This is a genomic window from Rhizobium sp. Root149, from assembly GCF_001427345.1.
Lineage (GTDB): Bacteria > Pseudomonadota > Alphaproteobacteria > Rhizobiales > Rhizobiaceae > Neorhizobium > Neorhizobium rhizoryzae.
The window spans coordinates 13,983-34,209 of record NZ_LMGD01000004.1 but is presented as its reverse complement, the minus strand read 5'-3'; the positions used below and the strand labels follow the sequence as shown (position 1 = coordinate 34,209).

The window sequence follows — 20,227 nt, the reverse complement described above, 5'->3', positions numbered from 1 at the left end:
GTTCATGAAAGTGCCCGAGTTCTCGTATCCTTCGACGCCCGTCCTGCTCTCCAAGGCATGCCGCTGGGCAATCCGAGCTGCAGCCACCGCGATCCTCGCGCTTCCCGCCTACGTCGGATCTGCGTGTGCCGCAGTCGCGGAGGAGCGGTCTCTCAAGCTGTTTTTCACGCATACCGGGGAGCGCGCGACGATCACCTTCAAGCGCGACGGGAAATATGATTCCAGAGGTTTGGCGCAGATCAATCAGTTCCTGCGCGACTGGCGGCGTAACGAACCTGCCCGAATGGATCCTCGCCTGCTCGATCTGGTCTGGGAGGTGTATGACCGCAGTGGCGCGAAGGATTATATCCATATCGTTTCGGCATATCGCTCACCCACCACGAACAACATGCTCAGGAACCGCTCGCGAGTTACGGGGGTCGCCAAGAACAGCCAGCACATGCTCGGAAAGGCGATGGACTTCTACCTTCCCGGCGTTAAGCTCGCCACGCTCCGGGCACTCGCAATGCAGATGCAGATCGGCGGCGTGGGTTTCTACCCGACTTCCGGCTCGCCTTTCGTCCATCTCGATGTCGGCAACGTCAGGGCTTGGCCGCGCATGTCCCGACAGGAGCTTGCCAGGATCTTTCCCAACGGCAACACCATGCATCTTCCAGCAGACGGTCGGCCCCTGCCCGGCTATGAGCAAGCCGTGGCGGATTACCGAAGACGGGTCGGCCCCGACTCGATCCAGATCGCCAGCACCGCTGGTGATGACGACGATGTCAGCTCGTCTCGCAGCAGCCTTCTGACGGCAATGCTTCCGACTTCGAAGACCAGGGCAGAGCGCGCGCTGGAGCTCCAGACGAGGCCGCAAGCAGAGGCCGCGCCTCCAACGCCATCCTTCGCCGATCTCGCATCGATTACCGTGCCGGTCCCCTCACTACGACCGTCGCAGATCGTTATCGAGCAGAGGATAGAGACCGCATCGATAGACCCGGCTTCATTGGCCATGGAGGTGCGCGACGCGCTCCAGCTCGCTCCGCGCATCGCTTTGAAGGAGCCTGCCGTATCGATCGCAAGCCTCCCCATCGATGCGTTTGAAATCGATCCCGATGAAGAGGTCGACGGTGACGATGCCCTCGTCGCGTGGGCCTTGTCGCAGCCGGGCAGTTCGACCGGAATGTCAGCGCCGGTCCTCGTTCGCCGCGCTCTGGTGGTTGCTTCAAGCGATCAAAGCATTGTTGATGTCCAAGTCGCGACCGAGCCCGCAGAAGCGTTTGACAACGGCCGCTTCTCGTCGGGTGGGTAGTATATCGACCATCCAATCGCGAGAACGTGAACCACCTTCTTTTCGCCAGCACACCAAACCGCCTCAGTCTTTATTGACCCTCATGCCGCTAGAGGTTCTATGAGGGCGCTTCCCGCTGCTGTCTCCGTCAGGAAGCCTGCAGCTTTTCGAAGAAGCGGAAGACGGGTTGCAGGCCAAGAATTCGATAACACGCTCAATAGGAAACGATCGGCCGATCCTGGCTGACGGTAGACGCACGCTCGACCGGAGGGAGATCTCGGTCAGGTGGCTTGCCGGAACCTTCCTGGTCGGCGTCACATCTTGCACCATGATGGGTTACGCCCTGTTTGCCGCCGTCGAAGGCCGCCAGCAGCTTGCCATCCCAGCCGAAGCTCTGGTCGCGTCCGGCGAAGAGCCTCCGCATGAAACCTCTACAAGAGGGGATCGCGTCGTCGAAGCACGGATCACTGCGAGGCCCGTGGACAATGCAATCCTGAAGGTGCCCGTCGTCATGCGAGAGGCGGGTGTCGATGTCGTCCGGCCAGAATCCTTTTCCCTGGTCCGGATGTCCCTCGCCTCCAACTACAAGGTTCAGGAGGACTATCCCCGCTTCGACCCTCTATCCATTTTCGCCGACGGGACATCGGCAGAGCCGTCCGAAGTGCGCGTCAGTGCCATCTACTCTTCTGACATAGCCTCCGAGATCAGCTTGAAGATAACTCCATTCCCAGGCAGCGGAGGTGGCCTCTCGAAGTCAGACGAGATGAGCGCGGACGAAGTGGAGCAGGACATCCGCTTCAACGGAGCGCTTCTGGCCTCGGTAACCTTATCGGACAGCACATACCGAGTTGACCCGCAGCGTTTCGCGGCTCTCCCCGAAATCAGTCCGGATATCACCGGGAGCCTGTCCGCCCGGGTGATCGAGGAAAACGTCAGCACTTCGTTTCCCGAGGAATACGATCCTGCTGTCCCGGAGTTCGCCGACGACGTGATCCCGTCACGCCGCAGACAGACCATTTCCGAACTTCTTTCGGCCAACGGATATGAGGCGGCTGGTGTGGCAGGCCTTGTGGACGCGATCCAAAGTCGCCTCGGCACAAGCGAACTGGGTGAAGAAGACGCATTGCGCGTGGGCATTTTCCAGTTTGGCGAGATGGCGCGCATAGTGCGCATAAGCGTCTACCGAAACGGCGAACATCGTCTGACGCTGGCCATGAACGACCTGAACCGCCTCGTGACGGGCACCGAGCCCGAGATGAATGATGAGGTTTTCGCCGCCATGAACCAGCAGCCCGCTATCGTGTCCGGAACGAGAGATAAGCAGACGATTTACGATGGAATCTTCCGCGCGGCCCTTTCCTACGGGATGACCAGGGAGATGGTCACGCAGGTCCTGCGCCTGGTAGCCGCAAAGGTCGACCTGCAGGCGGCGACGAAGCCGACGGACAAGCTTGAAGCGTTTTTCTCTGTCGTCGACGAGCAGGGAAAGGCCACCGCACAATCCGAGTTGCTTTACATCAGGGCACGATTCGGCGACACGGTCACAGCGTACTACCGTTTCCAGGATCCGAAGACGAAGGCCGTCGACTATTACGACAGCGAGGGAAGAGGACTGCGGCCGCTGCTTCTGCGCACCCCCGTTCCAAACGCACGCCTGACTTCCAACTTCGGCGGAAGGATGCACCCGATACTGGGCTATGCGCAGGCCCATACCGGAACCGATCTCGCCGCTCCACAGGGGTCTCCCATCATGGCCGCCGGCGACGGCATCGTGGAGAAAGCCGGATGGGCGGCATCCTATGGAAATCAGACAATCATCCGGCACGCCAACGGCTACAGCAGCTCCTATTCCCATCAGAGCGGGATCGCCAAGGGCATCAAGGAAGGGGTTCGGGTCGCACAAGGTCAGATCATCGGCTTCGTCGGATCGACCGGGCGATCGACCGGATCGCATCTCCACTACGAGCTGACGGTCAACGGCACGCGGGTGGACGCGATGAAAACCAGATTGCCGCAGGTCAAGGATCTGGTCGGCGAGGTCTACGAGCAGTTCAACAGCGACAGGCAGCGCATAGACGGGTTGCTCAACAGATCTGAGAGCTGATGCCCCTTTGAAGCGCCTCTCAGGCTCCGTCGCCAGATGGTGCTGCGCAGCCCTTCAGCTCCTCGAATTTGGAGGCCATAGCCTCCAGATCCTCACGCATCGCTTCGAAACGGATGCCGTGGAACTCGCCGTCCGTGCTTGCCGATCCCTGGATCGAAAATCCGGAGTAAGGACCGAAACTGCTTTCAGCCTCCGTCACGGGTTTGGGAATGATCGTAACCTGAGCGCCGATGGCACGTCCGCGCATGCTGGCGACGGTTCCAGGATTGCCAGCGTCTACGACCGATACCTGAACAAGATGTGGCGACTGTTCCTTGAGGATCGCCTCGGCGACCCGCAACGCAGTCCTCATCCGAGTGAGGTCATCCTGTGCATCGGCGACAATGTATTACCTGATCCAGATGCCGTCGGAATCCTTGGTCTTCGTCGCCGCCACGGTGCGGCATTCGGTTCCGTGAACCTCCTCGTACGAGGGGCCGAGGATCTTTCTGGGGCCTATGTAGACAGCCGCCGCACCACTCGCCCCACAAAGCACGAGTGACCCGAGGACTATCCCCAAGCCGATCCTGTAGATCCGCTTCCTGCGTACCTGCATGCGCCTACTCCAAACTGACGGCCGTATGCTTGACTTCAGAATGTTGAAACCTGGTGAAACATCACGGTTAACTCACGGAACCGGGGCAAAACTTATTGAGAGCAAATTCACCAGACAGTTACAGTCAAGGGGGTCGATGTCCCGAATGTTCATTGGAGGAGCCCGGCTTCGGTTTCTGAACGACGAACTCCACCTCCACAGGTCCCGCCTTCTCGAACTGAAGCGTTGCCTTGAACTTCTCGCCCTCGGCAGGCCTCTCTTTGGGGTTCACAAGCATGATGTGTGCTCCACCGGGCTGAAGGCTCAGCGTTGAGCCTGCGGGGATCTCGATCCCCTGCTTCGCGAGCCGCATGCGCGCGACACCATCGACTATGGATGACTCGTGGACCTCGAGGCGCTCAGCCACGGACGTTGTGCCTCCGACGAGGCGATCAGGTTGCGTCCCGGTGTTCACGATCGTTACGTACCCACCGAGCACGGGCGCGACCGGAGGTGCCTTCGCTGACCAAGGATGTTTCAATTCCAGGCTACCAGCTTTGAAGTCATGAGCGGAAACGGGGCCTGCCAGGATAGCCGAGAGGATGATCGCGGCCGTCACGGCGGCGGTATTCGTGCGAGTTTTCAATGTTTTCTCCATCGATCCAGTACGAGCTAGTCACGCCCGTACTGGAAAAGCTCCATCGGATTCCAGACCGCCAGTACGCCGACAATGCTGAACACGATCGACATGGCGACGATGACCAGTATCCCTCCGAAGACGATTTTCCGCAGCATTGCATCGTCACCGTATCGGGCGCAGCAGGCGTAGCGCGTTCATGGTGACGAGCACTGTTGCACCCGTATCCGCGAGGATTGCGGGCCATAGTCCGGTGATACCGATGATGGTGGTCACCAGGAACACAGCCTTGAGGCCGAGCGCGATGGTTATGTTCTGGAAGATGTTGCTCATCGTTCTCTTCGAGAGATCGACCATGAGCGCAACATCTCCGACCCGGCCATGAAGGACCGCGGCGTCCGCTGTCTCAAGCGCGACATCGGTTCCGCCACCCATTGCGATACCTACATCGGCGGCGGCAAGAGCTGGAGCATCGTTGATGCCGTCGCCGATCTTGCCGACCGTGAAGCCCTCCTTCTTGAGTTCGCCGACAATGCGCTGCTTGTCTTCCGGCATCAGCTCGGCACGTACTTCGATCCCAAGTTTTGCACCGATGGCAGTTGCTGTGTGCTTGTTATCGCCCGTGAGCATGACGGTCTTGATCCCGGCATCCGTGAGGGCCTTCAGACCCTCTATTGCATCGGCGCGGGGCTCGTCCCGCATCGCGATCGCGCCCGCCAGCACGTCTCCGACGATAAGGACCGATACAGTCTTGCCTTCGTCATTAAGCGCCGTGATCTTCTTGGAATGTGCCATCGGGAGCGCTACCCGGTCGGCCGCTGCCTTCGGCGATCCGAGAAAGACCTCCACGCCATCGACAATTGCGGTCACGCCCTTGCCGCCGAGGGCCTTGGCGGCTGTCGCCACCGGAGCCTCGATCCCGTCCTCACTAGCCTTGTCCAGGATCGCGACCGCAAGCGGATGGCTTGAGCCAGCCTCCAACGCCGCCGCGAGCCTCAACACCTCTTCGCCGCCACGACCGAAGGGAATGATGTCAGTGACCTTGGGCTTTCCTTCCGTCAGCGTTCCAGTCTTGTCGAAGGCGATGGCGGTCAGTTTGCCGAGGCCTTCGAGAACCGCGCCGCCCTTCATAAGAAGACCACGGCGCGCGCCAGCGGAAAGCGACGCGGCAATCGCAGCCGGTGTCGAGATGACCAGGGCGCAAGGGCAACCGATCAGGAGGATTGCCAACCCCTTGTAGACCCACTCGCCCCAGGAGCCACCTGCCACCAGTGGCGGAATGATCGCGACCAGTGCCGCCACCAGCACGACACCCGGCGTATAGTATCGTGAGAAACGGTCAATGAACCTTTCGGTCGGCGCTTTCGATTCCTGCGCTTCTTCGACAAGGCGCACGACGCGCGCGATGGTGTTGTCCGCAGCAGCAGCGGTCACACGTACACGAAGGGCTGCGTCGCCATTCACGGTGCCCGCGAAGACATTGTCCTCGACGACTTTGCGGACAGGCACGCTTTCGCCTGTGACCGGAGCTTCGTCGACGGAGCTTTCCCCAGCCACGATCACACCGTCCGCCGAAATCCGGTCGCCCGGACGAACAAGGATCACGGATCCGACCGCCAGGGTCTCGGCCGGAACCTCCCTTGTTTTTCCGCCCTCTTCCAGCAACGCTGTCTTGGGAACGAGAGCAGTCAGTGACCTGATGCTGTCGCGCGCCTTTCCGGCGGCGACACCTTCAAGCAGTTCGCCGACAAGGAAGAGGAAGACGACCGCGGCCGCTTCTTCGGTCGCATTGATTATCAGCGCACCGACGGCGGCGATCGTCATCAGCATTTCGATAGAGAACGGCGTACCAGCGCGGGCTGCCATCATGGCTCGCCGGGCAATCGGAACAAGCCCGACCAGCATGGCGACGATGAACGCATAGTTTTCGATGGCTGGGAACAGGGTACCGATTCCGTAAGCGACAACCAGCGAGGCTCCGGCGAGGATGGTCAGCCTCCCCTTCTTGCTGCGCCACCACGGCCCCTCTGTCGGCCCGTGGTCGTGTCCGTGGAGGCCCTCGACCTCGACTTCGGACGAGCCAGATCCATGACTGTGACCAGCGTGGTCGTGCGCGCCGGAGTGCGTGGCGGCGGCAGCCTTCGCTGTCGGTATGATCGGCGCGATCGTGTAGCCGAGGCCGGATACCTGCTTCTCGATCGCCTTGAGGTCGGCCGTAGCCGCATGCTTCACGGTCATCGTGCCGGAGGTGACGGACACGCACACATCCTCGATGCCCGGCAGTCGGCGGACTGCGATGTCGATCTTGCTTGCGCAGGATGCGCAGTCCATCCCGCCGACGCGGAAGCGCGCCTGCCCGGCTGACTGGCGAGGCACAGCCGGAGATGCGACATGACCATTGCCTCCATGCGCCTCGTGATCGTGATCATGACCTTCGTGATCATGGGAATGAGGCTCGCTGCCGTGTTGATGGTCGTGGTGATGGTTTTGACCCGAGTGGTCATGGTGGTCATGTGAGCAGTTGGGCCCGTGTTCGTGTGCCGCTGGTACTTCCGGCGCCTTCGCCGTCTTCGCCGGGATCGCACTCGCCGCGTAGCCGAGACCGGACACCTTCTGGCCGATCGCGCCGATGTCGGCATCAGCGCCGTGGGTGACCGTCATGGTGCCTGCAGTCACGGAAACGGAAACATCCGCGACGCCGGGCATGCGCCTGACCGCCGTGTCGATCTTGCTTGCACACGACGCGCAATCCAAGCCGTCGACTCTGAACCTGGTCTTCACCGCTTCATTCATGAGTAGATTCCTCGTTGTTGAAGCGACCTTACGACCTCTAGCTGCTAGAGGTGCAAGAGAAAAATCAAGAGCCTTCCAATTGCCTGACAGTTAGCGGCCGAGAAGCCGTAGCAGGCCAGCTTGAGGTCACGGGAGCGTTCGAGTGGCTAGCCCTGTTCCAAAACAGAAGCGGCGGCCTGTTCATGGGCGACCGCTTGAGTTTTCTCGACGCGCGGATCTGGTAACGAAGCCCGCAAGTCTTTTTATTACCCGTTCTCAGTTCGCCACGTGCGTCCACTGCGCGCGGACATCCGAGGCATTCTTTGAGAGATGGACGTGGGCATCGACGTGGTCGACCCAGTCGAGCGGAATGAGATGATGGTGCTCGCCGTCCGGAGAGTCGTTCTTCGTCAGCTTGATGCGGTCGCTCCCCTCGAGATGATCGACTGTCCCGACGTGCTCGCCATCCAGCGACCTGACTTCCATGTGTTCTTGAATTTCGCTTGCAGAAACCATCATCTTTCTCCTTCATGCGGTTCGCACAGGGAACGTCATGGCACGGCAATCGTTCCGAAGGTCCCGTCGGGATGCGGCTGAAATCACTGCCGGAGCATCGACGTTCCCTGCCATTGCCTCACCGGATCGGCAACACTACATTCGGCCCCGCAGCCAGGAGGAGGTACGGACATTTCCAACGAACTTGCGACGACGACAGCAACTCCGAACCAGCTTGCAATTCCGCAAGGCGGCCCTCTTTCCACGGTCAAGGTCGCGCTTCCGCCCGAAAGGGTCTTGGAGGCGCAGGCTGTGGCGGACCGCACATCGCTAGCCGCCATGGAGGCGAGCACGCTGGTGACATTCGGGCAGGAGGCCGTCTCGGGCTTCGGTGCGAAGCTCGATGCGATCCTCTCCCAGATCACCAACGCCCAGTCTCCCATCCTCTTCGAACTTTTCCGGACGATCCGGGACGGCGTGCAGGCAGCCGATCTGCAGGCGTTCGAGGTGGACATCCGCGAGAAGTTGAAAGGTGGCTTCATCGAACGGCTGCTGATGTCGATCGGTCTGAAGGACCCTGCAGAGCGGCTGAAGCGGGTGTCGGACGAGATCCGGGGCATGCCTCAAAGCAAGGCGAAAACGCTTTCGGATCTCGTAAAACCCATGGAGGCGAAGGTCGACGAGGAGAGCGCCAAGCTCGTCGGCGAGATCTCCCGGATGAGCCAGCTCGCCGACGCGTACCGGGAGCCCATCGTCTCACTCGGGGTGTTCGTGACGGCAGGGCGGAAGATGTCGAAACGGCCGAACGGGATCTCGATCGCCTGACGGAGGAGGCCGCTGGCGGGGATCCACTCCGGGTCCAGACGGCGCGCGATCATGCACAGAAGCTCGACATCTTCCGCAATCGGCTGCTCGTCCTCGAGAACGCCTACGCGAAGGCTCCTTCCGACCTCGACTCGATCGGCATCGCCCGTGGCGCGGCGCTTGCGACGCTCGCCGAGACGGTTTCGTCGGCGAACGCGGAATTCAACGACATCAAGTCGGTCCTGATCAGGCTGCACGTCCTCTTCCAGATGCAGTCCATCCAGCAGATGAACGAGATGCGGCGCGAGCTGAGGGCTTCGCTCCAGCAGTACGGGATGGACGTTCTCGAGGACGTTTCGGTGAGCGCCACCAAGGCCTCCGGCGACAACCGTCTCGCGGACGCCGAACTCGTGCTGGGCACTGCAAAGCGCCTTCGTTCGATCGCCGACAAGGTTGTGGCCGAGGGAGAGAAGAACAAACAGCGATACGCCGCGGCTCGTGCGAAGCTGGAAGAGGCGCGCGCGATCGTCACCGACAGACCAATCCGATAGAGAGAAAACGGAGCAGGCAGGGCATGGCCACTTTCAACCTCGCAAAGGGGCAGTCGTTTCAGATTCAGAAGGAGATGGAGCTGGTGCATTCCGGCCTCGTCTGGGATCCGCCGGAAGGTTCGGGGCCTGCGTTCGATCTCGATGTCCACTGCTTCGCACTCGTGCACCCCGGTGGAGACCCCGCCCGGGCACGCCTCTACAACGACGGCTCCCACGCCCTCTGCTACGCCTTCGTGCGCGGCCCGTCCAACGCGGAAGGCTCCCTGAGGAAGAACCCGGACGGCTCTTTCGAGACCGAGGACGGCTCCATGTGGCACGAGCGCGATGACCGGACGGGCCGCGGCGGCAGTGCGGCGCACGAGGAGGACGACGGCGCCGGGGATGAAGGGCATCACGGCGAAGCTTTCCGTGAGGAGTTCAAGATCGTCCTGGCGAGGCTCCCGGCGGATGTGTCGGAGCTCGCAGTCTGGGCGACGATCCACGACGCGGAGCGCAAGCGCCAGGACTTCGGCAAGGTGAAGAACGCCTATATCGAAGTCTGCGATGCCATGGACGACGAGCTCTGCCGCTATCGGCTCCCGTCGGAATTCGCGGGCCTGACGACCATCCAGGTTGCTTCGTTCCTCAAGCAGGCCGACGGCTCATGGAAGTTCCACGCCGTCGGCGCGGGATCGACGGCAGGGCTCGGCGAAGTCATCAACGCCTATCTCAACTAGGGGAAGATGCGTGTCGGCAGCGGACGAAGATCGGCGACCGGGTCCGAAGATGCCGTTCGGCAAGGAGGTGTCCGAACCCTCCCCATCGACCGGGCAGCCGAGGGTTCTGTTCGGAACTGCGCGACGTCCGGAGGCTCTCGCCGACAAGCCTCGCATCATCGGCGGAGGTATCGTCAGGCAACGCATCCCATGCACGGCTGCCGACCTGCGAACCATCGAGCCCGATGCACCCGAAGCGGTGATTGCGCAGGCGCTGCGGGCCGTGAACTCCATCAACTTCGACGACCATGAATTCGATGACGTCGTCCGTTTCGGGTCGGCGCTGCAGGAGCTTCATGGCAGGCTCGCCGAACAGCAGCTTGCGCTTGCCGGGGACGAGCGGTTGATCGAGGCGAAGCGCCTGTCTGCGGAGCTGCTCCGCCAGCTCGAAGAGCTGGACCCCGAGCGTCTCTTCTCTTCGGATCGCGGCCTGATCAGCGGAATCAGGGCTGCACTGTCGCGGTCTGCGTCACCGTCAGGTTTCAGCGAGGGGGCCGCCTCCGTCGTCAGAAATGCGGCGGCCCTCAAGAAGCGAGCCTCCGGGTACCGGGGTCTGGGTCGCGATGCGGAGGCGCTGAAGAGGAGGCTAACGACGCAGACTACCGCGCTCCGCGCCCATCTCCTTGCAGGCCGCTTCCTCATCAGGCATCTGGACGCCGCCGCGTCATCGCCCGCGCCCGCCAACCCGCATCTGACATCCCAGAAGGATGCTCTCGAGATCAGAGTGACGGCTCTCGCGAGCACCCTTTCGTCGGTGGCCGTCGGCGCGCAGATCCTGGAAGCGCTGATTTCCACCATCGGCGCGGCGTGCGCGTTCGCGGAGGAGATCGTCGAATCCGAGCTCCCCGCCTGGCAGACGGCGTGCGCGGCAGCCCTTGCCGCCCGGCTCGACGGGCGCAGCTACGAGCTCTCGGGCGTTCGCCGCCACTACGAGAAGATTGTGAACATTCTCAAACAGAGGAACACGACATGACCACGTTCAGACTGGAGAAGCCGGAGGAGGAGGTTCGCCGGGTTGTGTTCGTTCTTGAAAAGCAGGGCATACACGAGCGGATCCCGGCGCAGGTGGGCCTGAACATCGACGTGTCCGGGTCCATGAAGCCCCTCTATGAGAGCGGGATCGTTCAGTCGGCTCTCGAGCGTGTGCTGCCGGTGGCTCTCTATTTCGACGAGGACGGGCGCATCGACACATGGGTCTTCTCCAGCGATGACCGGATGGCCTCGCTGAAGCCCGTGACCTCCTCGACATACGAGGGCTATGTGCGCCGGGAGATCACCGAAAACCCGTCACTGCAGCGGATCCTCTGGGGCGGGACGGACTACGAGCCCGTTATCCGGTCCAATCTGATGGCCTACGGACTGCTCGAGGCGCGGAACGCTGGCGGCCTTCTCGGCATGATCTTCGGCCAGACCCGAGACACGTTCGGCGAGGAGACGCGGTCGGGTGTTCCGGCGATCAACTACTTCCTGACCGACGGAATGAACTCAGACCATGATGCAGCATGGCGGCTCCTGACGGAGGCCGAGCATGCCGAATCCCAGATCTACTATGTCATGGTCGGGATAGGCGACGACGAGTTCGAGTTCCTGCGCGGAGCCGCCAGGGAGTTCCCCAACGTCGGCTTCGTGAGCGCGAGGGATCTGGGGCAGTTCGTCGGTGCGGACGACGCGTACGAGAAGCTGCTGCCAGTCGAGCTGTGCTCCTGGCTCAAGCACGAGCACGAAGGTGAGGACGATCATCATTGAGGTCCTTGTACTTCCCCTCGACGTGTCGCCTCCCACCCGGACCGGTGGGAGGCGACCGTCCCCGCATCGTCAAGAAAGGCGGCGTTGACATCAAGTCGATCTCTTCGACTTGAAGGTCATCGTGCCCCCGCCATCCGGCGCTTCGCGAAGCCGCCATCCCTTGACCAGACCATACACCGCCGGAATGACGACGAGCGTCAGGACCGTCGACGAGATCATCCCGCCGATCATGGGGACGGCGATGCGCTGCATGATCTCCGATCCCGTCCCCGTGCTCCAGAGGATGGGAACGAGACCGGCCATGATCGCCACGACCGTCATCATCTTCGGCCGCACCCTCTCCACCGCGCCGACGACGATCGCCCTGTGGAGGTCGCTACGGGTAAGCGTCCTATTCTCCTCGGCGCATCTTGCCTTCGCCTCGTCGAGCGCGTGGTCGAGGTAGATGAGCATGATGACCCCCGTCTCCGCGGCGACGCCCGCGAGCGCGATGAAGCCGACCGCGACCGCGACGGAGAGGTTGAAGCCCAGCCACCACATCAGCCAGATGCCGCCGACCAGCGCGAAGGGCAGCGACAGCATGACGATCAGGGTCTCGGTCAGCCGTCTGAAGTTGACGTAGAGAAGCAGGAAGATCAGCGCCAGAGTGAGCGGGACGACGAGCGTCAGCCGCTCCTTCGCGCGCTCCAGATACTCGAACTGGCCGCTCCACCCGAGCGAATAGCCGGGCGGCATCCTGACCGAACGCTCGACGGCGTCCTTCGCCTCCGCCACGTAGCCGCCGAGATCGCGTCCTGCGATGTCGACGAAGACATAGACCGCGAGTTGCCCGTTCTCGGTGCGGATCGACGTCGCTCCCCGCGCGAGCTCGATCTTCGCGACGTCGCCGAGCGGTACCGATCCACCGCCCGGAAGGGCGACGAGCACGTCCCGGCCGATCGACTGCGGGTCGCTCCGGTAGTCGCGCGGATAGCGGACGGCGACGGAATAACGCTCGCGTCCCTCGACCGTCGTGGTCAGGGTCTGCGAGCCGAGCGCCATTGAGACCACGTCTTGGACGGCGCCGACCGTCAGCCCGTATCGCCCGAGCGCGGCCCGGTCGGGGACGACGTCGAGGTAGTAGCCACCGATGACGCGCTCCGCATAGGCGGAGGACGTGCCGGGAACCGTCTTGAGGACGGCTTCGACCTGCTTGGCCAGCGCCTCCATCTCCTTCAGGTCCGTGCCGAAGACCTTCACGCCGACCGGCGTGCGGATGCCCGTCGAGAGCATGTCGATGCGCGCCCGGATAGGCATGGTCCAGGCGTTCGACACGCCGGGGAACTGGAGGGCCGCGTCCATCTCCTGCTTGAGCGAGTCGATCGTAACGCCCGCCCGCCACTGTTCCTTCGGCTTGAGGGTGATGATGGTCTCGAACATCTCGGTCGGCGCGGGGTCCGTCGCCGTCAGCGCCCTGCCCGCCTTGCCGAACACGGTCTCGACCTCGGGGAAGGTCTTGATGATCCTGTCCTGCGTCTGCATCAGTTCCGCGGCCTTGGTGACCGACAGTCCCGGCAGAGTCGTCGGCATGTACATCAGCGTCCCCTCGTCGAGCGACGGCATGAACTCGCTGCCGAGCTGGCGGGCCGGCCAGACGGTGACGGCGAGCGCGGCGACGGCGACCAGGATGGTGAGCGTCTTCGCCTTGAGGACGCCGCCGATGATCGGCCTGTAGAACCAGATCAGCACCCTGTTCACGGGGTTGCGGTGCTCGGGGACGATCCTGCCCCGGACGAAGACGACCATGAGGGCGGGCACAAGAGTGACGGAGAGGATCGCAGCCGCCGCCATCGCGAAGGTCTTGGTGAAGGCGAGCGGCCCGAACAGCCGGCCTTCCTGCGATTCCAGAGTGAAGATCGGCAGGAATGACACGGTGATGATCAGCAGGCTGAAGAAGAGCGCAGGCCCGACCTCGGCTGCCGCCTCGATGAGGACTTCGACCCTGGGCTTGTCGGGCGGCGCACGTTCCAGGTGCTTGTGGGCGTTCTCGATCATGACGATCGCGGCGTCGATCATCGCGCCGATGGCGATGGCGATGCCGCCCAGGCTCATGATGTTCGCGCCGATGCCGAGCAGCCGCATCGCCGTGAAGGCCATGAGGATGCCGACCGGAAGCATGATGATCGCGACCAGCGCGCTGCGCACGTGCAGGAGGAAGACGACGGTCACGAGCGCGACGACGATCGACTCCTCGACCAGCGTGCTCTTGAGCGTCTCGATCGCCGCCTCGATGAGCCGGGAGCGGTCGTAGACGGGCACGATCTCCGCCCCCGCCGGCAGGCTCGGCTTGACGGCCTCGATGCTCTTCCTGGCGTTCTCGATGACGGTAAGCGCGTTCGAGCCGTAGCGCTGGAGCACGATGCCGCCCGCGACCTCTCCGTCGCCGTTCATCTCGGTGATGCCGCGGCGTTCGTCGGGCACGGTCTCGACGCGGGCCACGTCCGACAGCCGGAGGGGAACGCCGCTTTCGGACTTGAGCACGATGTCGCCGATGTCGGACACGCCCTTCAGATATCCCCGGCCCCGCACCATGTACTCGAACTCCGACAGCTCGACGGTGCGGCCTCCGACGTCCCGGTTGCTCGACCTGATGGCGTCCGCGACCGCGTCGAGACCGACGCTCTGGGCCTTGAGCCGGGCGGGATCGACGACCACGGAGTACTGCTTGACGAAACCGCCGACGCTCGCGACCTCCGCGACGCCCTCCGAGCGGGACAGCGCGAACTTGACGACCCAGTCCTGAAGCGAGCGCAGTTCGGCCAGCGACATCTCCTTGGCGACGACGGCGTACTGGTAGACCCAGCCGACTCCCGTCGCGTCCGGCCCGAGCGTCGGCGACACGTCCGACGGCAGGCGGCTGGCGGCTGCGTTGAGGAACTCGAGGACGCGGCTTCGCGCCCAGTAGGGATCGGCGCCGTCCTCGAAGATGACGTAGACGAAGGACACTCCGAAGAAGGAGAATCCTCTGACGACCTTCGATTTCGGGACGGTCAGCATCGAGCTCGTCAGGGGATACGTGACCTGGTCCTCGACCACCTGCGGCGCCTGGCCGGGGTACTCCGTGTAGACGATGACCTGCACGTCCGAGAGGTCGGGGATCGCGTCGAGCGGCAGCGTCCGCAGGGCATGGACGCCCGCGGCCGAGACGAGCGCCGCGAACACGAAGACCAGAAGGAGGTTGCGGGCGGACCACGAGATGAGCTTCGAGATCATGGCTGGGCGTCCCCCGCCGTCAGTGCGTTCAGGGCCGAGTTGAGGTTGCTCTCGGCGTCGAGCAGGAAGTTGGCGGAAACGACGACGCGCTCCCCCTGCGAGAGTCCGGTCCGGATCTGGCTGCGCGACGTTCCTCGGGATCCGAGCGTCACGTCGCGAGGCTCGAACCTGCCCTCGCCCTTGTCGACAAAGACCATCTGTCGGCGGCCGGTGTCGATGATCGCATCGTTCGGAACGGTCACGACCGGATCCGGTACCCCGGTCGATATCTCGACCTCGCCGAACATGTTGGCGAGCAGCCTGTCGTCCGGGTTCGGCAGGCGCACTCTGACTTTGGCAGTCCTCGTCTGCTCTCGGATCTCGGGATCGACGAGCTCCACCCTGCCCGCGACGGGCATGCCGGGAAGCGCGGCGATTGTGACCGAGGCGGCCGCTCCCGGTGACACCAGCCGGAGCTGGCTTTCCGGCACGTCGGCGACCACCCATACGTCCCTGGTGTCGGCGATCCTGAACAGCACGTCGCCCGGTTCGGCCATGGAGCCCGGAATCGCAGTCCGTTCGATGACGATGCCGTCGGACGGCGCGTCGAACGTCATCTTCGCGGGCACCTTCCGGTCCTTCCTGATCTCGTCGATCATGCGGTCGGACACGCCGAGGTTCCTGAGCCGGAGAGCGCTTCCGGACGTATCGCCTCCGCCTGCCACGACGTTGGTGAATTCAGCGGCGGCGGTCGCAATGTCCTTCGAGTAGAAGCGGAAGAGATGGTCTCCCGCCTTGACCCTGCTGCCGGACGTGATGTCGGCGACGTCCTCGATGAAGGAGTCCGATCGCAGGCTGACCGCATGGATGCGGCGGTCGTCGAACATCACTACGCCCGGCACCCGCACCGCCTGCGGAAGCCTCTCGACCGTTGCCTCGGCTGTCTTCACGCCTGTTCGCTGCAGCTTTCCGAGCGACACCTTCACGGTCGATCCGCCGTCGGCCTCGCCCTCGTAGACGGGGATGTAGTCCATCCCCATCGAATCCTTCTTCGGCGTCTTCGAGGTGTCCGGAAGGCCCATCGGGTTGCGGTAGTAGAGGACCTTTCGCTCAGCGGACGGCTTCGCTTCCTCCCCGGCCTGCGACGCCTTGGCCTGAGGCGTCGCGTCCAGCGGTGCGGCGGCGTGCGCGAAGCTGACGTCTTCGCTCGCGCGGACGGGCAGGAAGTCCCGGCCGTCGGAGGTCTTCGACGGCGAGAGCGACCAGACGGGATCCCCTTCCGGATGGCGGTAGTAGATGACTGGGCCGGTTCCCACCGGACGCACGGGTGCGGAAGTACGCGCCACCCCGTCCGACAGGCTCGCCGCGAGGGATCGGACGTCCCGCACGTCGAGCAGGCCCGAGCCGATCAGGTAGCCTCCCCCGCCGGCAACGGCGAGGGAGGACGCGGCGAGCAGTACTGCGGCGGCCTTCACGGCAGGGCTTTCAGCACGACTTCGCCCTGGACGGTCTCGGGCTCGCCCTGGACCTTCGCGGCGACCTTGAAGCGCCAGCCTCCCGCCATGGAGAGGTTGCTCCTGAAGCGGTAGACGCCCGGCTCCTGCGCCGGAAGGTTCTCGACCGAAGTGGTCATCATCTCCATGCCGTCGGGGGCCATGTCCATCCGGGTGGTGAAGACGACGGCGTCCGGAACGGGAGTGCCGGTCCGCTTGTCGACCAGCCTGACGGCCACTTCGGCCTGCGGGCCGTGCTTCACCTCGGAGGAGACGAGCTGGAATTCGTAGTCCTTGGCTCCGGCGAACGCGCCCGATGCGGATGCGACGAGGAGTGCGAGCGTGGCTGCCGCCGCGGTGGGGTAGTTTCTCTTGTTCATGATTCAGATCTCTATGCGTGCCTGGCACGCGAAACTGCACGCGCCGACGCTCGCCCGCGAAGGCGGGAGGGACGGCGTTCGAAACGAAATTGAATCAGGCGCTAGGGGGTCTCGGGACCGGTTCGACCACGGCCGACGCGAGGTCCGTCTCCTGACGCACGAGGAAGGACGTCGGGACGGAGTAGACGACAGGCGCGTCGTGGACGCCCGACAGGGCGCCGACGATCACCGAGGTGCAGACGAGGGCCAGCGGGCAGGACTTCATGCAGTCCGGGATGGCGGGCTTCCAGGTCTGCGGGCAGCAGTCCATGTCGCCCATGGCCTGCTCGTCCATTCGAGCCTCGTCCATGCCCGTGCTCATGCCCGGCATGGAGCCGGACGAAGCCATGGCAGCGGCAGCCGTCGCCACCGCCGCGGGTCCGAGGAGGACCGCGAGCAACGCGAACGTGCAGAGGATGCGATGGAACAGCGGGACGGGCTTCATTCCCTGATCTTGCACGATGCCGGCGGCGTTGTGAAGTGGGCGTCCGTGGTGCGCCGTCGCGCCGCGACCTCCGATAGCACCGAACAGTAATAACTTCCGCCGATCCGGAGGGTTATCACCGTCCGGTTATGACCGAGAGGTGCCCGCGCTCGTAAGGCTCGCGGGCGCGAGGCTGTCAGGCCGCCATCTTCTCGCAGCTATCGGCGCACTTCCTGCAGGCGTCGACGCAGCTCTGCATGTCTCCGACGCGCTCGCAGTCGTCCGCGCACTGCCGGCAGATCTCGGCGCACTCCCGGCAGGTATGCCTGTGGTGCTCGGTGCCGATCAGCATGAAGTGGGCGGAGGTCCGGCACATTTCGGCGCAGGCCATCATCAGCTTGAAGTGGGCGGGTTCCGTATGCTGGCCGCCCGCCTCCAGGCAGTGGCCCATCGCCATCGACAGGCATTCGCTGTAGCAGGCGAGGCAGTTTTCGATGCACTGCTTCATCTCGGTGGACATGTGGTGCATCACTTGACCTCCTTCTCGACCCAGGCGGTGAGTTCCTTGATCTCCTTGGTCTGGTCGTCGATGATCTTCCGCGCCTTGGCCCTGAGGTCCGGGTTGTCGCCGTGCTTCAGCTCGACCTCGGCCATGCTGATCGCTCCCATGTGGTGTGCAATCATTCCGCAGGCGAAGGAGACGTCGGCGTCCTTCTTCATCATGCCCTGCATCATGTTCATGTTCATGGCCTTCATGCCGTCCATCGACTCCTGCTGATGGTTCGTCATCCCGGACATCTGGTGGCCCTGCATGGCCATGTCGCCACCCGACGCCATGTCGGACTTGCACTTGTCGGGATATGCCATCTGGGCCGATGCGATCGTTGATACCGCGACGGCGGCGGCGAGGACGGAGGATGCGATTAGGGTCTTCTTGAAGATGTTCATGTCGAACTCCTGTGGGTTCACTGGTGGTTTGATACGGTTCAGGAGTCCGCGGATCGTGGAGGCGGGTCGATGGAGGTGACGAGCAGCAGGGGCTCTTCCACCTCGATGTGGGCGAGCGGCTGGTATCGCAAGGCGATGGGCTCTGTGGGCGACGGGAGGCGGGAAGGGACTGGACAGCAGTGCATGCTGTCGCAGCATCCCGCCTGCGCCTTGGAGCTCTCGTGGTGATGCCCTTCTCCCGCCCTTTCCGCCGTGGAGACGATGCAATGCTGCCGCGACGTAGCCGCCGCGGGCGTCATCGCGAACAAATTGAAGATCGTCATGGCGGCTGCGAACAACCCGAGGATGGTCCGCAGGCGAAGGTCGAGGATCATAGGGGCTCCGGCGTTGTTGCGTCAACAGCGGAGCGAGGGAAAAAGTTCCAACATCGGGGGAATAATAGAACGCTATCGCAGCAGCGGCGGCGATTGGAGAATGGGCCGCGTTCGCGAAAGTCCTGCTTGACCCGCTAAGTTAACCAAATCTTGAATATGATAAATAATAATCGACAACTGTGACATTTATGACATCCTCCCGCCGCATTGGAATCACATGAAGCCGTAGCGGCGGCGGAGACAGGACTCACCTTGATGAAATTCTTGACACAGGGTTCGGGGCGTAGTTCCGCCTCGCAGGATTCGCGCATCCGTTCGTCCGCGTCTGCTGCCGGGCTGGCTTTCGGCTCCTTCCTCGCCCTCTTCGCGACGGCCACGCATGCTTCCGCGGAAGACCGAACGCTGAAGCTCTATTTCGGCCACACCGGCGAGCGGGCCGTCATCACCTTCAAGCGCAACGGCGTCTTCGACCAGGCGGGGCTGAACCAGCTCAACCATTTCCTGCGTGACTGGCGCAAGGACGAGACCATCAAGATGGATCCCCGCCTGTTCGACATCGTCTGGGAGGTCTACAGGCGCAGCGGCGCGAGCGACTACATCAACGTCGTGTCCGGCTACCGCTCGCCCAATACGAACGCCATGCTCCGGTCGCGCTCGTCCGGCGTGGCGAAGGAAAGCCAGCATACGCGCGGCAAGGCGATGGACTTCTTCATTCCCGGCGTGAACCTCGCGTTGCTCCGCGCGCTGGCGATGCAGGCCCAGCGCGGCGGCGTGGGCTACTACCCGACCTCCGGATCCCCGTTCGTGCATGTCGACGTCGGCGGCGTGCGGGCGTGGCCGCGCATGAGCCGCCAGGAGCTCGTCCAGCTCTTCCCGAACGGAAAGACCCTGCACATCCCGAGCGACGGCAAGCCCCTGCCCGGCTACGAGACGGCGGTCGCCGAGTACAAGCGCGGCGGCGCGGGCCAGGCGGTCGAGATCGCGAGCTTCGGAGGCGCCAAGCGCAAGGGCGGCTTCCTCGCGGCCCTGTTCGGCGGCGGCGAGGTCGAAGAAGAGGATGACGGAGCCGAAACCACGGTGGCCGCTTCCGCAAAGCCTTCCTCGCAGCCGAAGAAGGCCGAGGAGCCCGTCGCCGTCGCCTCGGCGGAGCCCGCGGCCAAGTTCGACGCGCCGATCCCAGCGACCCGTCCGGACAGCACCCTCCTGACGGCGCTGCGTCCGACGACGTCCGGAAGCGCGCACGAGGCCTTCGCGGCCGTGACGGCAGCCTCTTCAGGCAAGGTAGAGGAGGCCGGTCCGTTCGAGGACCTGTCGGGCTACGCGATCCCGGTTCCAGTGTTCGCCTCCCGCGTCGCGCCCTCCGACAAGGTGATCACCGCGTCGACCGCGCGGGATTCGAAGACAAAGGACGCCGCACGCGCTTCTGTCGCGGCAGACATGGCGACGTCGGGCAAGGACGAGCTCGCGACCGCTCTCGTCGCGCCCGTGCAGTCCGATCGCGTAGTGAAGAGCTCGTTCAGTGCGGACTACACGACGGGCTATGCGGTGCAGAGCGGCTTCAAGCCCGTCGCCACGACGGCGACATTCGACTTCGGCCGCTTCGGCGACGCTCCGGTCGGAAGGTGAAGCC

22 protein-coding genes are annotated in these 20,227 nt (G+C 63.5%); 9 read left to right on the top strand and 13 right to left on the bottom strand.

Annotation, left to right across the window (positions count from 1 at the left end):
- Positions 1-4 precede the first annotated feature (4 nt).
- On the top strand, positions 5-1,291 hold the full coding sequence (locus tag ASD54_RS04880) for a DUF882 domain-containing protein (RefSeq protein ID WP_062553507.1): 1,287 nt from the start codon (positions 5-7) through the stop codon (positions 1,289-1,291).
- Between the two features lie 193 nt (positions 1,292-1,484).
- On the opposite strand, the gene ASD54_RS27190 is transcribed toward ASD54_RS04880, so the two are convergent.
- Positions 1,485-1,694 carry a hypothetical protein gene (locus ASD54_RS27190; RefSeq protein WP_244484678.1) on the bottom strand — a complete coding sequence of 70 codons (210 nt, stop codon included), beginning with the start codon at positions 1,692-1,694 and terminating at the stop codon, positions 1,485-1,487.
- A 54-nt stretch (positions 1,695-1,748) separates the two neighbouring features.
- Here ASD54_RS27190 and ASD54_RS04875 point away from each other — a divergent pair, with 54 nt between their 5' ends.
- On the top strand, positions 1,749-3,374 hold the full coding sequence (locus ASD54_RS04875; RefSeq protein WP_244484677.1) for a M23 family metallopeptidase: 1,626 nt from the start codon (positions 1,749-1,751) through the stop codon (positions 3,372-3,374).
- Positions 3,375-3,393: 19 nt separating this feature from the next.
- On the opposite strand, the gene ASD54_RS04870 is transcribed toward ASD54_RS04875, so the two are convergent.
- The 6 genes from ASD54_RS04870 to ASD54_RS04850 form a co-directional block, all read right to left on the bottom strand.
- A complete protein-coding gene (locus ASD54_RS04870) occupies positions 3,394-3,726 on the bottom strand; it encodes a hypothetical protein (RefSeq protein WP_156379078.1) in 333 nt (110 codons plus the stop codon).
- A gap of 36 nt (positions 3,727-3,762) precedes the next feature.
- A complete protein-coding gene (locus ASD54_RS04865) occupies positions 3,763-3,969 on the bottom strand; it encodes a hypothetical protein (RefSeq protein ID WP_062553504.1) in 207 nt (68 codons plus the stop codon).
- 124 nt (positions 3,970-4,093) lie between these two features.
- The gene (locus ASD54_RS04860; protein ID WP_200958441.1) at positions 4,094-4,594 is read right to left on the bottom strand and encodes a copper chaperone PCu(A)C; all 501 of its coding nucleotides are present in this window, start codon (positions 4,592-4,594) and stop codon (positions 4,094-4,096) included.
- A 26-nt stretch (positions 4,595-4,620) separates the two neighbouring features.
- A complete protein-coding gene (locus ASD54_RS27415; RefSeq protein ID WP_280139165.1) occupies positions 4,621-4,743 on the bottom strand; it encodes a hypothetical protein in 123 nt (40 codons plus the stop codon).
- 7 nt (positions 4,744-4,750) lie between these two features.
- On the bottom strand, positions 4,751-7,378 hold the full coding sequence (locus ASD54_RS04855; RefSeq protein WP_062553502.1) for a heavy metal translocating P-type ATPase: 2,628 nt from the start codon (positions 7,376-7,378) through the stop codon (positions 4,751-4,753).
- Positions 7,379-7,633: 255 nt separating this feature from the next.
- Complete coding sequence (locus tag ASD54_RS04850) at positions 7,634-7,873, bottom strand: DUF2171 domain-containing protein (protein WP_062553501.1); 240 nt, start codon at positions 7,871-7,873, stop codon at positions 7,634-7,636.
- A gap of 291 nt (positions 7,874-8,164) precedes the next feature.
- On the opposite strand from ASD54_RS04850, the gene ASD54_RS27185 reads away from it, so the two are divergent.
- From ASD54_RS27185 to ASD54_RS04830, 5 genes are all read left to right on the top strand, one after another.
- The gene (locus ASD54_RS27185; RefSeq protein ID WP_244484676.1) at positions 8,165-8,677 is read left to right on the top strand and encodes a hypothetical protein; all 513 of its coding nucleotides are present in this window, start codon (positions 8,165-8,167) and stop codon (positions 8,675-8,677) included.
- A 314-nt stretch (positions 8,678-8,991) separates the two neighbouring features.
- Positions 8,992-9,207, top strand: a complete 216-nt coding sequence (locus ASD54_RS27180) for a hypothetical protein (RefSeq protein WP_244484675.1) — start codon at positions 8,992-8,994, stop codon at positions 9,205-9,207.
- Between the two features lie 23 nt (positions 9,208-9,230).
- Complete coding sequence (locus tag ASD54_RS04840) at positions 9,231-9,923, top strand: TerD family protein (RefSeq protein WP_062553500.1); 693 nt, start codon at positions 9,231-9,233, stop codon at positions 9,921-9,923.
- 67 nt (positions 9,924-9,990) lie between these two features.
- Positions 9,991-10,935: a hypothetical protein gene (locus tag ASD54_RS04835; RefSeq protein ID WP_156379077.1), complete on the top strand. Its 945-nt coding sequence runs from the start codon at positions 9,991-9,993 to the stop codon at positions 10,933-10,935.
- Positions 10,932-11,708, top strand: a complete 777-nt coding sequence (locus ASD54_RS04830; RefSeq protein WP_062553498.1) for a VWA domain-containing protein — start codon at positions 10,932-10,934, stop codon at positions 11,706-11,708. The genes ASD54_RS04835 and ASD54_RS04830 overlap by 4 nt, the downstream gene beginning before the upstream one ends.
- A 90-nt stretch (positions 11,709-11,798) precedes the next feature.
- On the opposite strand, the gene ASD54_RS04825 is transcribed toward ASD54_RS04830, so the two are convergent.
- Genes ASD54_RS04825 through ASD54_RS04815 form a run of 3 tightly spaced genes read right to left on the bottom strand, consistent with a single transcriptional unit; the run spans position 11,799 to position 16,812 of the window.
- Complete coding sequence (locus ASD54_RS04825; RefSeq protein WP_062553497.1) at positions 11,799-14,960, bottom strand: CusA/CzcA family heavy metal efflux RND transporter; 3,162 nt, start codon at positions 14,958-14,960, stop codon at positions 11,799-11,801.
- Positions 14,957-16,414, bottom strand: coding sequence for an efflux RND transporter periplasmic adaptor subunit (locus ASD54_RS04820; protein WP_062553496.1), 1,458 nt, complete (start codon positions 16,412-16,414; stop codon positions 14,957-14,959). Before ASD54_RS04820 ends, ASD54_RS04825 begins: the two co-directional genes overlap by 4 nt.
- Positions 16,411-16,812, bottom strand: a complete 402-nt coding sequence (locus ASD54_RS04815; RefSeq protein WP_062553495.1) for a FixH family protein — start codon at positions 16,810-16,812, stop codon at positions 16,411-16,413. Before ASD54_RS04815 ends, ASD54_RS04820 begins: the two co-directional genes overlap by 4 nt.
- Here ASD54_RS04815 and ASD54_RS26455 point away from each other — a divergent pair.
- On the top strand, positions 16,811-17,386 hold the full coding sequence (locus tag ASD54_RS26455) for a hypothetical protein (RefSeq protein WP_156379076.1): 576 nt from the start codon (positions 16,811-16,813) through the stop codon (positions 17,384-17,386). The genes ASD54_RS04815 and ASD54_RS26455 overlap by 2 nt on opposite strands.
- An 85-nt stretch (positions 17,387-17,471) precedes the next feature.
- On the opposite strand, the gene ASD54_RS04805 is transcribed toward ASD54_RS26455, so the two are convergent.
- Genes ASD54_RS04805 through ASD54_RS04795 form a run of 3 tightly spaced genes read right to left on the bottom strand, consistent with a single transcriptional unit; the run spans position 17,472 to position 18,597 of the window.
- Positions 17,472-17,804, bottom strand: a complete 333-nt coding sequence (locus ASD54_RS04805) for a four-helix bundle copper-binding protein (RefSeq protein WP_062553493.1) — start codon at positions 17,802-17,804, stop codon at positions 17,472-17,474.
- Positions 17,804-18,223 carry a DUF305 domain-containing protein gene (locus tag ASD54_RS04800; protein WP_062553492.1) on the bottom strand — a complete coding sequence of 140 codons (420 nt, stop codon included), beginning with the start codon at positions 18,221-18,223 and terminating at the stop codon, positions 17,804-17,806. The genes ASD54_RS04805 and ASD54_RS04800 overlap by 1 nt, the downstream gene beginning before the upstream one ends.
- 38 nt (positions 18,224-18,261) lie before the next feature.
- Entirely contained in the window at positions 18,262-18,597 is a 336-nt protein-coding gene (locus ASD54_RS04795) for a hypothetical protein (protein WP_062553491.1), read from the bottom strand.
- A 255-nt stretch (positions 18,598-18,852) separates the two neighbouring features.
- On the opposite strand from ASD54_RS04795, the gene ASD54_RS04790 reads away from it, so the two are divergent.
- Positions 18,853-20,223, top strand: a complete 1,371-nt coding sequence (locus ASD54_RS04790; RefSeq protein ID WP_062553490.1) for a DUF882 domain-containing protein — start codon at positions 18,853-18,855, stop codon at positions 20,221-20,223.
- Positions 20,224-20,227: the final 4 nt, after the last annotated feature.

Excerpts from the sequence above, each read along its gene's own strand:
- ASD54_RS04880 (WP_062553507.1), top strand. The coding sequence starts at position 5 with ATGAAAGTGCCCGAGTTCTCGTATCCTTCGACGCCCGTCCTGCTCTCC.
- ASD54_RS27190 (WP_244484678.1), bottom strand. The coding sequence starts at position 1,694 with ATGCGGAGGCTCTTCGCCGGACGCGACCAGAGCTTCGGCTGGGATGGC.
- ASD54_RS04870 (WP_156379078.1), bottom strand. The coding sequence starts at position 3,726 with ATGAGGACTGCGTTGCGGGTCGCCGAGGCGATCCTCAAGGAACAGTCG.
- ASD54_RS04865 (WP_062553504.1), bottom strand. The coding sequence starts at position 3,969 with ATGCAGGTACGCAGGAAGCGGATCTACAGGATCGGCTTGGGGATAGTC.
- ASD54_RS27415 (WP_280139165.1), bottom strand. The coding sequence starts at position 4,743 with ATGCTGCGGAAAATCGTCTTCGGAGGGATACTGGTCATCGTCGCCATG.
- ASD54_RS04855 (WP_062553502.1), bottom strand. The coding sequence starts at position 7,378 with ATGAATGAAGCGGTGAAGACCAGGTTCAGAGTCGACGGCTTGGATTGC.
- ASD54_RS04850 (WP_062553501.1), bottom strand. The coding sequence starts at position 7,873 with ATGGTTTCTGCAAGCGAAATTCAAGAACACATGGAAGTCAGGTCGCTG.
- ASD54_RS27180 (WP_244484675.1), top strand. The coding sequence starts at position 8,992 with ATGGACGTTCTCGAGGACGTTTCGGTGAGCGCCACCAAGGCCTCCGGC.
- ASD54_RS04840 (WP_062553500.1), top strand. The coding sequence starts at position 9,231 with ATGGCCACTTTCAACCTCGCAAAGGGGCAGTCGTTTCAGATTCAGAAG.
- ASD54_RS04830 (WP_062553498.1), top strand. The coding sequence starts at position 10,932 with ATGACCACGTTCAGACTGGAGAAGCCGGAGGAGGAGGTTCGCCGGGTT.
- ASD54_RS04825 (WP_062553497.1), bottom strand. The coding sequence starts at position 14,960 with ATGATCTCGAAGCTCATCTCGTGGTCCGCCCGCAACCTCCTTCTGGTC.
- ASD54_RS26455 (WP_156379076.1), top strand. The coding sequence starts at position 16,811 with ATGATTCAGATCTCTATGCGTGCCTGGCACGCGAAACTGCACGCGCCG.
- ASD54_RS04815 (WP_062553495.1), bottom strand. The coding sequence starts at position 16,812 with ATGAACAAGAGAAACTACCCCACCGCGGCGGCAGCCACGCTCGCACTC.
- ASD54_RS04805 (WP_062553493.1), bottom strand. The coding sequence starts at position 17,804 with ATGCACCACATGTCCACCGAGATGAAGCAGTGCATCGAAAACTGCCTC.
- ASD54_RS04800 (WP_062553492.1), bottom strand. The coding sequence starts at position 18,223 with ATGAACATCTTCAAGAAGACCCTAATCGCATCCTCCGTCCTCGCCGCC.
- ASD54_RS04795 (WP_062553491.1), bottom strand. The coding sequence starts at position 18,597 with ATGATCCTCGACCTTCGCCTGCGGACCATCCTCGGGTTGTTCGCAGCC.
- ASD54_RS04790 (WP_062553490.1), top strand. The coding sequence starts at position 18,853 with ATGAAATTCTTGACACAGGGTTCGGGGCGTAGTTCCGCCTCGCAGGAT.